The organism is Microbacterium sp. 22195, from assembly GCF_052056515.1.
GTDB lineage: Bacteria > Actinomycetota > Actinomycetes > Actinomycetales > Microbacteriaceae > Microbacterium.
Genome location: NZ_JBQEPE010000001.1, coordinates 195568 through 207915, shown reverse-complemented (window position 1 = coordinate 207915; position 12348 = coordinate 195568). Strand labels below are relative to the sequence as shown.

15 protein-coding genes and 1 tRNA gene are annotated in these 12348 nt (G+C 70.1%); 5 read left to right on the top strand and 11 right to left on the bottom strand.

What is annotated here, in order from left to right; translation table 11 throughout:
• Positions 1–14: 14 nt before the first annotated feature.
• Positions 15–90, bottom strand: a tRNA-Ala gene (locus ACTJJ4_RS01035).
• Positions 91–208: 118 nt separating this feature from the next.
• Here ACTJJ4_RS01035 and ACTJJ4_RS01030 point away from each other — a divergent pair.
• The 4 genes from ACTJJ4_RS01030 (at position 209) to ACTJJ4_RS01015 (ending at position 2427) form a co-directional block, all read left to right on the top strand.
• Positions 209–1000: a hypothetical protein gene (locus ACTJJ4_RS01030; protein WP_440941650.1), complete on the top strand. Its 792-nt coding sequence runs from the start codon at positions 209–211 to the stop codon at positions 998–1000.
• 1 nt (position 1001) lies between these two features.
• Positions 1002–1535: a hypothetical protein gene (locus tag ACTJJ4_RS01025; protein ID WP_440941649.1), complete on the top strand. Its 534-nt coding sequence runs from the start codon at positions 1002–1004 to the stop codon at positions 1533–1535.
• A 62-nt stretch (positions 1536–1597) separates the two neighbouring features.
• Positions 1598–2023, top strand: a complete 426-nt coding sequence (locus tag ACTJJ4_RS01020; protein ID WP_440941648.1) for a DUF1003 domain-containing protein — start codon at positions 1598–1600, stop codon at positions 2021–2023.
• Between the two features lie 86 nt (positions 2024–2109).
• On the top strand, positions 2110–2427 hold the full coding sequence (locus tag ACTJJ4_RS01015) for a hypothetical protein (RefSeq protein WP_440941647.1): 318 nt from the start codon (positions 2110–2112) through the stop codon (positions 2425–2427).
• Between the two features lie 10 nt (positions 2428–2437).
• Here the strand turns inward: ACTJJ4_RS01015 and rsfS are convergent, their stop codons facing one another.
• The 9 genes from rsfS to rplU all read right to left on the bottom strand — a co-directional run bounded on the left by rsfS (position 2438) and on the right by rplU (position 9263).
• Complete coding sequence (gene rsfS, locus ACTJJ4_RS01010) at positions 2438–2815, bottom strand: ribosome silencing factor (protein ID WP_292698430.1); 378 nt, start codon at positions 2813–2815, stop codon at positions 2438–2440.
• Positions 2815–4095 (bottom strand): hypothetical protein, encoded by a 1281-nt coding sequence (locus ACTJJ4_RS01005; protein WP_440941646.1) that lies wholly within the window; start codon positions 4093–4095, stop codon positions 2815–2817. Before ACTJJ4_RS01005 ends, rsfS begins: the two co-directional genes overlap by 1 nt.
• Positions 4092–4694 (bottom strand): nicotinate-nucleotide adenylyltransferase, encoded by a 603-nt coding sequence (gene nadD / locus ACTJJ4_RS01000; RefSeq protein ID WP_440941645.1) that lies wholly within the window; start codon positions 4692–4694, stop codon positions 4092–4094. Before nadD ends, ACTJJ4_RS01005 begins: the two co-directional genes overlap by 4 nt.
• 7 nt (positions 4695–4701) lie before the next feature.
• Positions 4702–4911, bottom strand: coding sequence for a hypothetical protein (locus ACTJJ4_RS00995; RefSeq protein WP_285630305.1), 210 nt, complete (start codon positions 4909–4911; stop codon positions 4702–4704).
• Between the two features lie 49 nt (positions 4912–4960).
• Positions 4961–6238, bottom strand: coding sequence for a glutamate-5-semialdehyde dehydrogenase (locus ACTJJ4_RS00990; protein WP_440941644.1), 1278 nt, complete (start codon positions 6236–6238; stop codon positions 4961–4963).
• Positions 6239–6291: 53 nt separating this feature from the next.
• Positions 6292–7080 (bottom strand): glutamate 5-kinase, encoded by a 789-nt coding sequence (gene proB / locus ACTJJ4_RS00985; protein WP_440941643.1) that lies wholly within the window; start codon positions 7078–7080, stop codon positions 6292–6294.
• A complete protein-coding gene (gene obgE / locus ACTJJ4_RS00980; RefSeq protein WP_440941642.1) occupies positions 7077–8576 on the bottom strand; it encodes a GTPase ObgE in 1500 nt (499 codons plus the stop codon). The genes proB and obgE overlap by 4 nt, the downstream gene beginning before the upstream one ends.
• 100 nt (positions 8577–8676) lie before the next feature.
• Positions 8677–8934: a 50S ribosomal protein L27 gene (gene rpmA, locus ACTJJ4_RS00975; RefSeq protein WP_285630296.1), complete on the bottom strand. Its 258-nt coding sequence runs from the start codon at positions 8932–8934 to the stop codon at positions 8677–8679.
• Between the two features lie 20 nt (positions 8935–8954).
• Positions 8955–9263: a 50S ribosomal protein L21 gene (gene rplU / locus ACTJJ4_RS00970; protein WP_285630294.1), complete on the bottom strand. Its 309-nt coding sequence runs from the start codon at positions 9261–9263 to the stop codon at positions 8955–8957.
• A gap of 213 nt (positions 9264–9476) precedes the next feature.
• On the opposite strand from rplU, the gene ACTJJ4_RS00965 reads away from it, so the two are divergent.
• Positions 9477–9743: a DUF4031 domain-containing protein gene (locus tag ACTJJ4_RS00965; RefSeq protein WP_292698381.1), complete on the top strand. Its 267-nt coding sequence runs from the start codon at positions 9477–9479 to the stop codon at positions 9741–9743.
• Here ACTJJ4_RS00965 and ACTJJ4_RS00960 read toward each other — a convergent pair.
• Positions 9708–12215, bottom strand: coding sequence for an Rne/Rng family ribonuclease (locus ACTJJ4_RS00960; protein WP_440941641.1), 2508 nt, complete (start codon positions 12213–12215; stop codon positions 9708–9710). The genes ACTJJ4_RS00965 and ACTJJ4_RS00960 overlap by 36 nt on opposite strands.
• Between the last annotated feature and the right edge of the window lie 133 nt (positions 12216–12348).

Here is a 12348-nt window from a genome sequence, read left to right as displayed (position 1 = left end):
CGCGGGCTTCTCGATGGTGGACCTGAGGGGACTCGAACCCCTGACCCCCTGCATGCCATGCAGGTGCGCTACCAGCTGCGCCACAGGCCCATCTTCGCTGCCAGGACCGGAACCCCGGCAACCTGTTCAGCATACTACGGAGTCCGCAGCGCTCGCGAATCGTGCCGATACGCCGGGTGTGTCGCATCGCAGCCGATAACCTGGGCGCGTGATCCGCAACCTCCTCCGCCTCGTCTGGCTGCTGCTCTCCGCCTGGTTGATCGTCTGGGTGCTCGAGGGGTTGTTCGGCATCGATCAGCGTCATTCCATCCTCCCGTTCCAGGGAGACGGATCGAGCCGTCCGGCTCTGTTCATCGGCGTCGCGTGGGGCATCCTGCCGATGCTCGGGATCTTCTCCCCGGCCGGACCCGGCCGCAGACGCGCGCGCCCCGACGACCGGATCGCCGTCGCCAAGGTCATCGCCGTCGACGCCACCGGCACCACGATCAACGATGTGCCGCAGTACGACATCTTCGTGCGCGTATCCCCGGACTCCGGCGAGGACTTCATCGGGCAGCTGCGGATGCTGATCACGCCGGACGAGCAGTCCTCTCTCGTGATCGGGGCGCCTCTGCCCGTGCGCTTCTCCTCGATGAAGCCCGACGCGGTCGCCCTGGCCGACCCGCTGGACCCCGCAGTGCGCCAGGCTCTGCTGGACTGGCGCATCGCGAAGGGCCTGATCGACCCGCGGCAGGTGCGGGCCAGGACGAGCGGCATCACCTCCCCCGCGGACATCCTCTCCGTGCGCCCCACGGGGAAGCGCCTCGAGGGGCAGAGCGAACTCGCCTTCACCGTCCTCATCAGCCCGGAGGGGCAGACGCCGTGGGAGGCGGAGACGACGCTGTTCGCGTATCCTCAGGCGATCGGACGCCTGCAGGTCGGTTCACCCGTGTGGGCGATGTACCGGCGCGAGGACCCCAAGACCGTCGCGATCACGATCGAGAAGGAGACGGTGGCCTGAGATGCTCGACACGATCTTCTGGCTTCTGAACTTCCCCGCGTCCAACGGCTACGCGATGGTGTTCATCGCCGCATTCGGCAGCACCGGCCTCGCCATGCTCGCCTTCGGCGGCGCGCGCGGGGGCCGGTCGCGGCTTCAGTCGCTGCGCGAGCAGGAGGGCCTTGCGGCCCCGACGGCATCCGCGTGTCCGGCGGTGCTCACGCGGACGCGGCAGATCGTCTTCCGCATCGTCTTCGCCGTCGTGCTCGTCAGCGGAGCGGTCGGTCTGCTGGCGTTGATCGGGGTGCCGGTCACGAACGCGTACATCCACGCGAACGGCGTCGAGACCACGGGCACGATGGACTCGGGCGACTGGGTGACGTTCACCACCGAGGACGGCGCCGAGTACACCCTCGCGAACGACTTCTTCACGCCTTCCGTGTACCCGGACGCGCACGCGAGCGTGGGCTGGGATGACGCTCCCGTCACCGTGCGCTACCTGCCCGGGCACCCGCAGGCGTTCGTGATCGACAGCACTCCGGCGTCCGGCGACTGAGCCGCCGGCCAGGCTTCCGGTCGATTCGACCCGGACGGTCGGCTCGCGCCTATATTTCTCACATGAGCACCGACGACGCAGGACGTCCCCTGACGAACTGGCACACCTCGCACACCGAGCAACTGACCCGCGGGCAGCGAGCCGCCGACCGACTGCGGAACGGGATGGGCTCGTGGATGTTCATCGCCGTGTTCGTGCTGTTCATGCTCGCCTGGGCGGCCGTCAACCTCACCGCCGTCGCCTGGGATCCGTACCCGTACATCCTGCTGAACCTGTTCCTCAGCATGCTCGCGGGACTCCAGGGCGCGATCCTGCTGATCGCGGCGAAGCGGCAGGATGCCATCGCCGCGGCGCTCGCGCAGCACGACTACGACACCAACCTCGCCGCGAAGAGGGAGATCGAGGAGCTGATGGAGATCAACCGGACGCAGCTGCAGCTGCTGCGCGAGCTGCGCTCGGCGGCCGGCGACGCTCCTGCGGCGCGCTAGCCGGACCGCGGTCGCGCGTCAACCCGCTCGTCGCGCATACCGTTCGGACGTAGCGTCACCGGCATCCGTTCTGAGAGGAGCACGCCATGTCCGAACCGACACCCGACTACCTGCCCGAGGATCCCGACCTGGATGACGACGCGGAACCCGGCACGCGGGTCGTCGACGGCGAGGAGGTCCTGGATCCCGATGCGGACCCCGACCTGATCGACAGCGCCGAGGCCGACCGGCTGGCGGCCGGTGCCGACGACGCGACAGATGTCGGCGATGTGCCGGCCGGTGGTGCCGGTGCCGACAGCGGTGCGGTCGACGCCGTGCAGGTGGATCCGGACGACGAAGCCGAGATCCCGGACATGTCCGAGACCAACGACGAACCGGGCGTCGGGACGCGTCGTCCCGAGTGAACCGCGGAGGTTACTCCCCGGGGACCTTCGTGGTCAGCTCGATCGGAACGACCGGGCAGTCCTTCCAGAGCCGCTCGAGGCCGTAGTAGACGCGCTCCTCGGAGTGGAACACGTGCACGATGAGGTCGCCGAAGTCCAGCAGCACCCAGCGCGCCTCGGCGCGTCCCTCCCGGCGCACGCGCCTGTGACCGGCCTCGTGCAGCTGGTCCTCGATCTCATCGGCGATAGCGGCGACGTTGCGCTCGCTGTTGCCGGTGACGAGCAGGAAGATGTCGACCAGCGGAAGCGGGCCGGAGACGTTGAGCGCGACGAGATCCTCGCCGCCCTTCGAGTCCGCCGCGTCTGCGGCGATCTGAAGCATCTCGAGGGCGTTGTCGGGGGACTGCATCAACCGAAGACTCCTGTGGTGAAGGCGATGACGAGGGTGGCGCCCAGCACGACGGCCAGGGTTCCCGCGACGATCGCCAGGGTGAGCATGAGCTTGTTGCCCTTGTCGGGTGCCGGGGGGCGGATGACCTCGCCGGCGGGCTTGGAGGTGCTGACGGCGGCGCTGGCCGCGATCGGCGTGGGCGACGAGGCGGGAGCGAGCTCGCCGTCGAGGAGCACGGCGTCGATGTCCTTGCCGTCCGTCGTGCCGTGCGCGTGCCCCTGCGATCCCAGCCCGTCGGGCAGGGCGTAGGTTCCGGTGACGAGGATCTCCCCGGTCGAGGCGATCGGGCCCGAGAGCGAGCCGACGCCGGGCGACGGGGTGAAGATCAGCGCGGTGGAGGCGCCGTGCTGCGCGCTGGACGAGGTGCCGCCGACCAGGGCGTCGAACGGCGCGGTGGCCACGGGATCGCGGTGGTCGGCCTTGACGCCGATGCCGAACGCGGCGCCCACCTTCGGTGCCTCCTCCTGGGCGGGAGCAGGAGCGGGCTCGGGCTCGGCCTGCGCCGGGACCTCGGGGATGACTGGTGCGGCGGCCGCGGGCGCGGCTGCGGGAGCGTGCGCGGGCGCGGGCGCCACGATGGGCAGCTCGTCGGACTCCGGCGCGGACGCACCGGGGAACATCAGATCCCGGGCCATGATCTCCGGGACGATGCCCCTGCGCACGGGCGCGGGAGCCGGCTCCTCGATCGGCTGCTCGAAGATCGCGGCGACCTGCTCCTGATCCACGGACAGCGGATGCTCGTCGTCGAGCGCGGGATCCACGGGGGTCGGCTCGAAGCGCGGAGCGGATGCGGGCGCGGGCGCGGGGGCGAACGACGGGAGACCGGAGACCAGGCCCGGCTGCTCGCTCTGCGCGGCGGCGGGCGGTGCGGTCTGCGTCGCCTCGGCGGCGGGCACCGTCTCACGGACGGGCTCGGCGACCGGTGCGGGTGCGGGCTCGACTGCAGGTGCGGGCGCGGCGCTCTCAGCGGCGCTCTCCGCGGCGCTCTCCGCGGCGTGGGCGTGCTCCAGGGCACGCATCTGGCGCCGGGTGAGCGGCGCGTTCGGGGTCGGCGGTTCCGCGGTCGGGGCCGGAGCGATCTCGATCGGCTGCGCGGCACGCGGCAGCACCGTGGTCGGCGGCTGCGTGGCGGCGGCTGCCGCCTCCTCCTCGCTGATGACCGGCGTCGAGCCGGTCAGACGGATCTCACGCAGCTGCTTGCGCGTGAGGGTCCTTCCGTTCTCTTCCGATGTGCTCATGCCTTGCTCCGATACAGGTGATGCTTTGCGATGTACTGGACGACGCCATCCGGCACCAGATACCAGACGGGCTGCCCCTCAGCGACCCGCTCACGACACGCCGTCGACGAAATGGTCAGTGCCGGCACCTCCAGCTGACTCACGTCATCCGTGGGCAGTCCGTCGGTGCTGAGCACGTGTCCGGGTCGGGAGACCGCGACGAAGTGGGCGAGATCCCACAGTTCATCATGGTCCCTCCAACTGAGAATCTGCGCTACGGCATCCGCTCCCGTGATGAAGAACAGCTCCGCGTCGGGCCGTTCGGCCTTCAGATCGCGGAGCGTGTCGATCGTGTAGGTGGGCCCGTCGCGGTCGATGTCGACTCGGCTGACGGTGAAGCGGGGATTGGATGCGGTGGCGATGACCGTCATCAGATAGCGGTGCTCGCTGGGTGAGACGTTCTGCTTCTGCCAGGGCTCGCCGGTGGGGACGAACACGACCTCATCGAGGTCGAACGAGTGCGCCACCTCGCTCGCGGCGACCAGGTGCCCATGGTGGATGGGGTCGAAAGTACCGCCCATCACGCCGATGCGCGGTGCTCGAGCAGTGGATGGCTGCATGTGCGCCTTAGTGACCGTGGCCGTCCTCGCCGTGCTTCTCGGCGTATGCGTCGGCCTTGGCCGAGTGACGGTTGGCGACGTTGCGGTACGACAGCGTGACCAGGGCCAGCGCCGCGAAGATGATCGCCGCGATGATGCCGAAGATCACGGTCTGACCCATGACGTTGTGGGACTCGGACGCGGCGGCGGTCATCGCGATCTGGGCGACGAGGTTCATTCTGGCTCCGTTTCTGGGCGGTCGGGCGAACGCCTGACAAGTCTAGCGCTCAGCCCCGGGTCTGGCCCGTCCCCCGCGCCAGCCATTTGGTGCTGGTCAGCTCGGAGACTCCCATCGGGCCGCGGGTGTGCAGCTTCTGCGTGGAGATGCCCACCTCGGCGCCGAATCCGAACTCCCCGCCGTCGGTGAACCTGGTCGACGCGTTCGCCATCACGACGGCGGAGTCCACCTCCGCCAGGAAGCGCTCGATGTTGCGGGAGTCGGTGGTGATGATCGACTCCGTGTGCCCCGTGCTGTACTTGCGGATGTGCGCGAGCGCATCGTCGAGAGTGTCCACGACCTTCATGGAGATGTCCAGGCTCAGGTACTCGGTGGCCCAGTCCTCCTCGGTGGCCGGGATGACACCGGACACCAGACCGGCGACGATGTCGTCGCCGTGCACCGCCACGCCCTCGCTCTGCAGCGCGCTGGCGACGACCGGCACCAGCAGTGGCGCCGCCTGGCGCAGGACCAGGACCGTCTCGACGGCGTTGCAGACGCTCGGACGCTGCACCTTCGCGTTCACGACGATGTCGCGCGCCCAGTCCAGCGGGGCCGATTCGTCGAGCACGATGTGCACCACGCCGGCGCCGGTCTCGATCACGGGCACCGTCGACTCCGTGACCACCGTCTCGATGAGCGAGGCGCTCCCCCGCGGCACCAGCACGTCGACGAAGCCGCGGCCGTGCATCAGTGCCTTCGCACCGTCCCGGCCGAAGTCGTCCACGGTCTGGATCGCCTCGCGATCCACGCCCACGGCATCCAGAGCCTCGCGCATCAGCTCCACGAGGACGGTGTTGGACATCCGCGCGGCGCTGCCTCCACGCAGGACCACGGCGTTGCCCGCGCGCAGCGCGAGCGCCGCAATGTCGACGGTCACGTTGGGGCGGGCCTCGTAGATCGCGCCCACCACGCCGAACGGCACGCGCACCTGCTCGAGGGCGATGCCGTTCGGCATCCGGTGGCCGCCCAGCACCTGTCCGATCGGGTCGGGGAGCGCCGCCACGTCGCGCACAGCGGATGCCAGCGCCGTCACCCGCTTCTCGTCCAGACGCAGCCGGTCGATCAGGGCATCCCCGATGGCGTTCTCCCGGCCGTGCTCGATGTCCAGCCCGTTCGCGGTGACGATGCGCTCGACGTTCGCCTCGATCGCGCGCGCGATGCTCTCCAGTGCCGCGCCCTTCTCGCCGCTGGTGAGTCGGGCGATCGATCGGGACGCCTCCTTGGCGCGCGCAAGGCGCTGCTGTGCGGAATCGGCGGTGAGGTCGCCTGCGGCGGGAGTGCTCATCCGGTCAGTGTATCGACGGCGGCACGGACGCTGGCGCCGTATGACCCACGGGATCAGGCCGTGACGGCCGGTTCGAACCAGGTGCCGATCGCGGCGCCCTCGAGCGCCTTGCCGATCAGATCCGCGCTGGTCACCATCACTCCGATGCCGGATGCGGCTGCCATCCGCGCGGCGGAGACCTTGGTGGCCGCTCCCCCGGTTCCGACGCTGTTCACGACGGATGCCCCGAACTCGAGTCCGGCCAGGTCGGCGTCGGGCGCGACGGTGTCGATCGGCCGCGCGTCCGGGTCGGTCGGCGGCTTGGTGTACAGCGACTCCACGTCGCTGAGCAGCACCAGGGCGTCGGCGTGCAGCAGCTGGGCGACGAGTGCGGCGAGCCGGTCGTTGTCGCCGAAGCGGATCTCCTGGGTGGCGACGGTGTCGTTCTCGTTGACGATCGGCAGCACGCCGAGCGCCAGCATCCGGTCCATCGCGCGCCGGGCATTGCTGCGCGAGGTCGCGTTCTCCAGGTCGCCGGTCGTCAGCAGCACCTGTCCCGCGACGATCCGGAAGGGACGCAGCGCCTCCTGGTACCGGAACACGAGCAGGTTCTGCCCGACCGCTGCCGCGGCCTGCTGGGTCGCCAGGTCGGTGGGGCGCGAATCGAGGTCGAGCACCGGGATGCCCGTGGCGATGGCGCCCGAGGACACCAGGATCACCTCGACGCCGCGGCGGTGCGCGCTCGCCAGTGCCTGGACGATCATCGGGATCCGCCAGGACGCCTCGCCGCTGATGGACGAGGAGCCGACCTTGACGACGATGCGCCTGGCGGTGGCGAGGTCTGCGCGGGTCTGCGCGCTCATTCCTCGCCCTCGCGGGATGCGAGTCGCTGCTCCTCGAGCTCCGCACGGGCGGCCGCCTTGGCGTCCATCCGCTCGTAGTACTTCTCGCGGCGCTCGCTGGTGGTGCGGCGGCTGCTGCCGCCGATGCGGATGTCGGTGCCGCGCGGCGAGGCCATCAGCTCGGCCGTGGAGGCGATGGACGGCTCCCAGTCGAACACGACGCTGTTGTCGCCGGTGCCGATCATGACGGTGGAGCCGGGCTCCGCACCGGCCTTGACCAGAGCGTCCTCCACGCCGAGGCGCTCGAGACGGTCGCCGAGGTAGCCCACGGCCTCCTCGTTCTGGAAGTCGGTCTGCTGCACCCAGCGCACGGGCTTCTCGCCGATCACGCGGTAGACGTTGCCGTACGTGCCGCCCTCGACGCGGATCGTGAACTCCTCCTTCATGCCCTTCGGGCGGATGACGACGCGCTCGGGCGGGGTCTCGACCGCCGTGGCCGCACGATGCTCGTCGACGAGCTCGGCCAGGGCGAAGCTGAGCGGACGCAGACCTTCGCGCGAGACGGTCGAGATCTCGAACACGCGGAAGCCGCGCGCCTCGATGTCGGCGCGGACCATGTCGGCCAGTTCGCGCGCCTCGGGCACGTCGACCTTGTTCAGGGCGACCAGCTGAGGACGCTCCAGGAGCGGGACCTGTCCCTCGGGGACCTCGTAGGCGGCGAGTTCGGCCAGGATCACGTCCAGATCGGAGAGCGGGTCGCGCCCGGGCTCCAGCGTGGCGCAGTCCAGCACGTGCAGCAGGGCGCTGCAGCGCTCGACGTGGCGGAGGAACTCCAGTCCGAGTCCGCGGCCCTCGCTGGCGCCCTCGATGAGGCCGGGCACGTCGGCGACGGTGTACCGGCTGTCGCCGGCCTGCACGACTCCGAGATTCGGGTGCAGCGTGGTGAACGGGTAGTCGGCGATCTTGGGACGCGCGGCCGACATCGCCGCGATCAGGCTGGACTTGCCCGCCGAGGGATAGCCGACCAGCGCCACGTCGGCGACGGTCTTCAGCTCGAGCTGGATGGCGCCCTCGTAGCCGGGGGTGCCGAGCAGCGCGAAGCCGGGCGCCTTGCGCTTGGGAGAGGCCAGCGACGCGTTGCCGAGGCCTCCGCGTCCGCCCTCGGCGACGACGTAGCGCTCGCCGGGCGTGACCATGTCGTGCAGGACCTCGCCGTCGACCGACTTCACCACGGTGCCCAGCGGCACGGGCAGCTCGAGGGTCTCGCCGTCGTAGCCGGATCGGTGGTCGCCCATGCCGAAGCCGCCGTTGCCGCTGCTGCGGTGCGGCGAGTGGTGGTACGACAGGAGCGTGGTCACCTGGGGGTCGGCGACCAGCACGATGTCGCCGCCGTCGCCGCCGTTGCCGCCGTCCGGTCCGCCGAGAGGCTTGAACTTCTCGCGCTTCACCGAGACGCAGCCGTTGCCGCCCTTGCCCGCACGCAGGTGCAGTGTGACGGTGTCCACGAACGTGACCATGGGTGCTCCTTGTGAAGATGGCCCCTGAGCCTGACGGAGGGGCCTATACGCAGGAAGGGGCGAGCCGAAGCCCGCCCCGTTCCGAGAGTGTGTGCTGCGCTTACTGAGCGGCAGCGACGATGTTGACGACCTTGCGGCCGCCCTTCGTGCCGAACTCCACAGCGCCCGCCTCGAGGGCGAACAGCGTGTCGTCGCCGCCACGGCCGACGTTCACGCCGGGGTGGAAGTGCGTGCCGCGCTGACGGACGAGGATCTCGCCGGCGTTGACGGCCTGGCCGCCGAAGCGCTTCACGCCGAGTCGCTGTGCGTTGGAGTCACGACCGTTGCGGGTCGAGCTCGCACCCTTCTTGTGTGCCATTTCTCAGCTCCTCTTCGTGCTTACTTGATGCCGGTGATCTTGACGCGGGTCAGGTCCTGACGGTGGCCCTGGCGCTTCTTGTAGCCGGTCTTGTTCTTGTACTTCTGGATGATGATCTTCGGGCCGCGGAGATCGCCGAGGACCTCAGCCGTGACCTTGACCTTCGCCAGCTTGTCCGCGTCGGTGGTCACCGTGGCACCGTCGACGAGAAGCACGGCGGGAAGCTCGATCTTCTCGCCCTGGGCAGCCTGAACACGGTCGAGCTGAACGATCGTACCGACCTCGACCTTCTCCTGCCGGCCACCGGCGCGCACTACTGCGTAAACCACTTCATACCTGTTTCGTTGGGGAGCGGACTGCTCCGGGAATCTCACGGGAAGACTTCTGCTTGCGTACGACGCCTTCGCGAAGGGTGCGGACGCAAGACTTCTCCTGCCGCCCGGGGAGCAGACAGGGGTCTCGCACCAAAGGACTACTTTACCTGAAGCGAGGCCATGCCGCAAAGTGAGCGGCGGGGTGTGTCACGGGCCTAGGATCGCGACATGACCGTTCTCGTCGACGACCCGATCTGGCCGGCGCACGGACGGCTCTGGGCCCACCTGGTCTCCGACGCGGACCTCGGCGAGCTGCATGCGTTCGCGGCGGCGCAGGGACTCCCCCGGCGCGCCTTCGACCTGGACCACTACGACGTCCCCGAGGACGCGCTGCCGCGGCTCCTCGCCGCCGGCGCTGTGCACGTCGGCGGCAAGGAGCTCACAAGGCGGCTGATCGCCTCAGGACTGCGCGTCCGGGGCAGGGATCGACACTGAGTCGGATGCCGACTGGGCGGACGCCGAGCCGGCGGTGAGCATCGCCGTGGTCACGCGGCGGCGGTTGCGTCCCTGACCGGGAGCCTTCGGCTCGGGCAGCGCGTCGAGCACGGAGTCGAGCAGCTGCTCGGCCTCGGTCTTCGGCCCACGGCGCTCACCGCCGCGCTTGCGACGGCTCTTCTTGGGCCGCTCGGGCGCCTCAGGAGCCTCGGGGGCTTCCTGCGCCACCACGGGCACCTCGCCTGTGGTCGGCGCGATCGTGGAGGCCGCGATCGCGGCGAGAGCCGACTTCGCGCCCTCGGTGATGCTGTGGGTGCCGCCGTTCGCCGCTGCAGCCGGCTGAGCGGGAGCGGCCTGCGGAGCCTGCTGCGGAGCGGAGGAGCCGCGCGAGCGACGCCCCTGGCTGCTGCCGGCGGGGCCGCCGCGGTGCTTGACGACCGGGTCGTGGTGCACGACGACACCCCGGCCGGCGCACACCTCGCAGGGCTCGCTGAAGGTCTCCAGCAGCCCCAGGCCGAGCTTCTTGCGGGTCATCTGCACGAGCCCGAGCGAGGTGACCTCGGCGACCTGGTGCTTCGTGCGGTCGCGGCTCAGGCACTCCACCAGGCGGCGCAGCACGAGGTCGCGGTTGGACTCGAGCACCATGTCGATGAAGTCGACGACGATGATGCCGCCGATGTCGCGCAGGCGCAGCTGGCGCACGATCTCCTCGGCGGCCTCGAGGTTGTTCTTGGTGACGGTCTCCTCGAGGTTTCCGCCCGAGCCGACGAACTTACCGGTGTTGACGTCGACCACCGTCATCGCCTCGGTGCGGTCGATCACCAGCGAACCGCCCGAGGGCAGCCAGACCTTGCGGTCCAGGGCCTTCTCGATCTGCTCGGTGATGCGGTACGCGTCGAACGGGTCCACCTCGTCGGTGTAGGTCTCGACCCGCTCCAGCAGGTCGGGAGCCACGCTCTCGAGGTAGGCGCTGATGGTGCGGTGCGCGTCGTCGCCCTGGATGGTCATCCGGGTGAAGTCCTCGTTGAAGACATCGCGGACGATCTTCACCAGCAGGTCGGGCTCGGCGTGCAGCAGCGCGGGCGCCTGCTGGGTCTGCACGAGCTTCTGGATGTGCTCCCACTGCGAGGTGAGCCGCTGCACGTCGCGCGTCAGCTGCTCCTCGGTCGCGCCCTCGGCCGCGGTGCGGACGATCACGCCGGACGACTCCGGCAGCACCTCCTTGAGGATGCGCTTGAGGCGGGCCCGCTCGTTGTCGGGCAGCTTGCGCGAGATGCCGTTCATGGAGCCGCCGGGCACGTACACCAGGTACCGGCCGGGCAGCGAGATCTGGCTCGTCAGGCGGGCGCCCTTGTGTCCGACCGGGTCCTTGGTGACCTGGACGAGCACGCGGTCGCCGGGCTTGAGGGCGAGCTCGATGCGGCGCGGCTGGTTGCCCGTCTCGACGGCGTCCCAGTCCACCTCGCCGGAGTAGAGCACGGCATTGCGGCCGCGGCCGATGTCGACGAAGGCGGCCTCCATGCTCGGCAGCACGTTCTGCACGCGCCCGAGGTAGACGTTGCCGATCAGCGAGGCGTCCTGGTTGCGGGCGACGTAGTGCTCGACCAGCACGTTGTCCTCGAGCACGCCGATCTGGGTGCGACCGTTCTTGGCGCGCACGACCATCATGCGGTCGACGGCCTCGCGGCGGGCGAGGAACTCGGCCTCGGTGACCACCGGACGGCGGCGGCCGGCGTCGCGACCGTCGCGGCGGCGCTGCTTCTTCGCCTCGAGGCGGGTGGAGCCCTTGATGGCCTTCGGCTCGGTGATGTACTCGACCGTGCGCTGACGCTGGCGCGGCTCGTCGCGACCTTCGTCGCCCTCGCCGCCGCGGCGGCGACGGGTGCTGCTGCCGCGACGCGAGAACGCCGAGCCGCGCTCGTCGTCCTCGTCGTCGTGCGCGGCGGATGCCGGCAGCGGGACGATCTCGGGAGCGTAGAAGTGCAGCTGCGTGGAGACCTTGGAGACGAAGACCTCGGGCAGCAGCCCCAGGCTCACTGCGGTGACGGGCTCGGGCGCTGCGGGCTTCTCCTCCGCGGGGGCCCCGGCCTCCGCAGGCTTCTCGGCCTCGGCGGGCTTCTCGGCCTCGGCGGCCGGCTGCTCCGGCTCGACGGACTGCTCAGCCTCTGCGGCGTTCTCGCCCTCGGCCGGCGCGGATGGCTCGACCGCTGGCGCCTGCTCGGAAGCCGGCGTCTCGGCTTCCGCCGTCTCGGGCGCGGACGATCCGGACTCGGGCTCGCCCTCCGCCGTCGCCTCCGTCGAGGAGGCGTCCACCACGGGAGCGGCAGCCGACTCGCTCGCCGCCTCGGGCGCGGCATCCGGCTCCGCGACGACGGACTCGTCCGTCTCCGCGACCGGGGCGTCCTCGACTACCGGCTGCGCCGGCGTCGTGTCGAGGGTAGGGGTGTTCTTGTCATCGTTCTCATCGGCCATCTCTGGCTAGCTCCCTGCGCGGGCACTGCGTGCGCCGCGAAAACTCGTGCGGCGAAACAGCAGCCGCGAACTCAATCGGCATGCGATCCGCTCAGTGGCTGGATCGCGTGGGACATCCGGTCCCGAAGTCTTG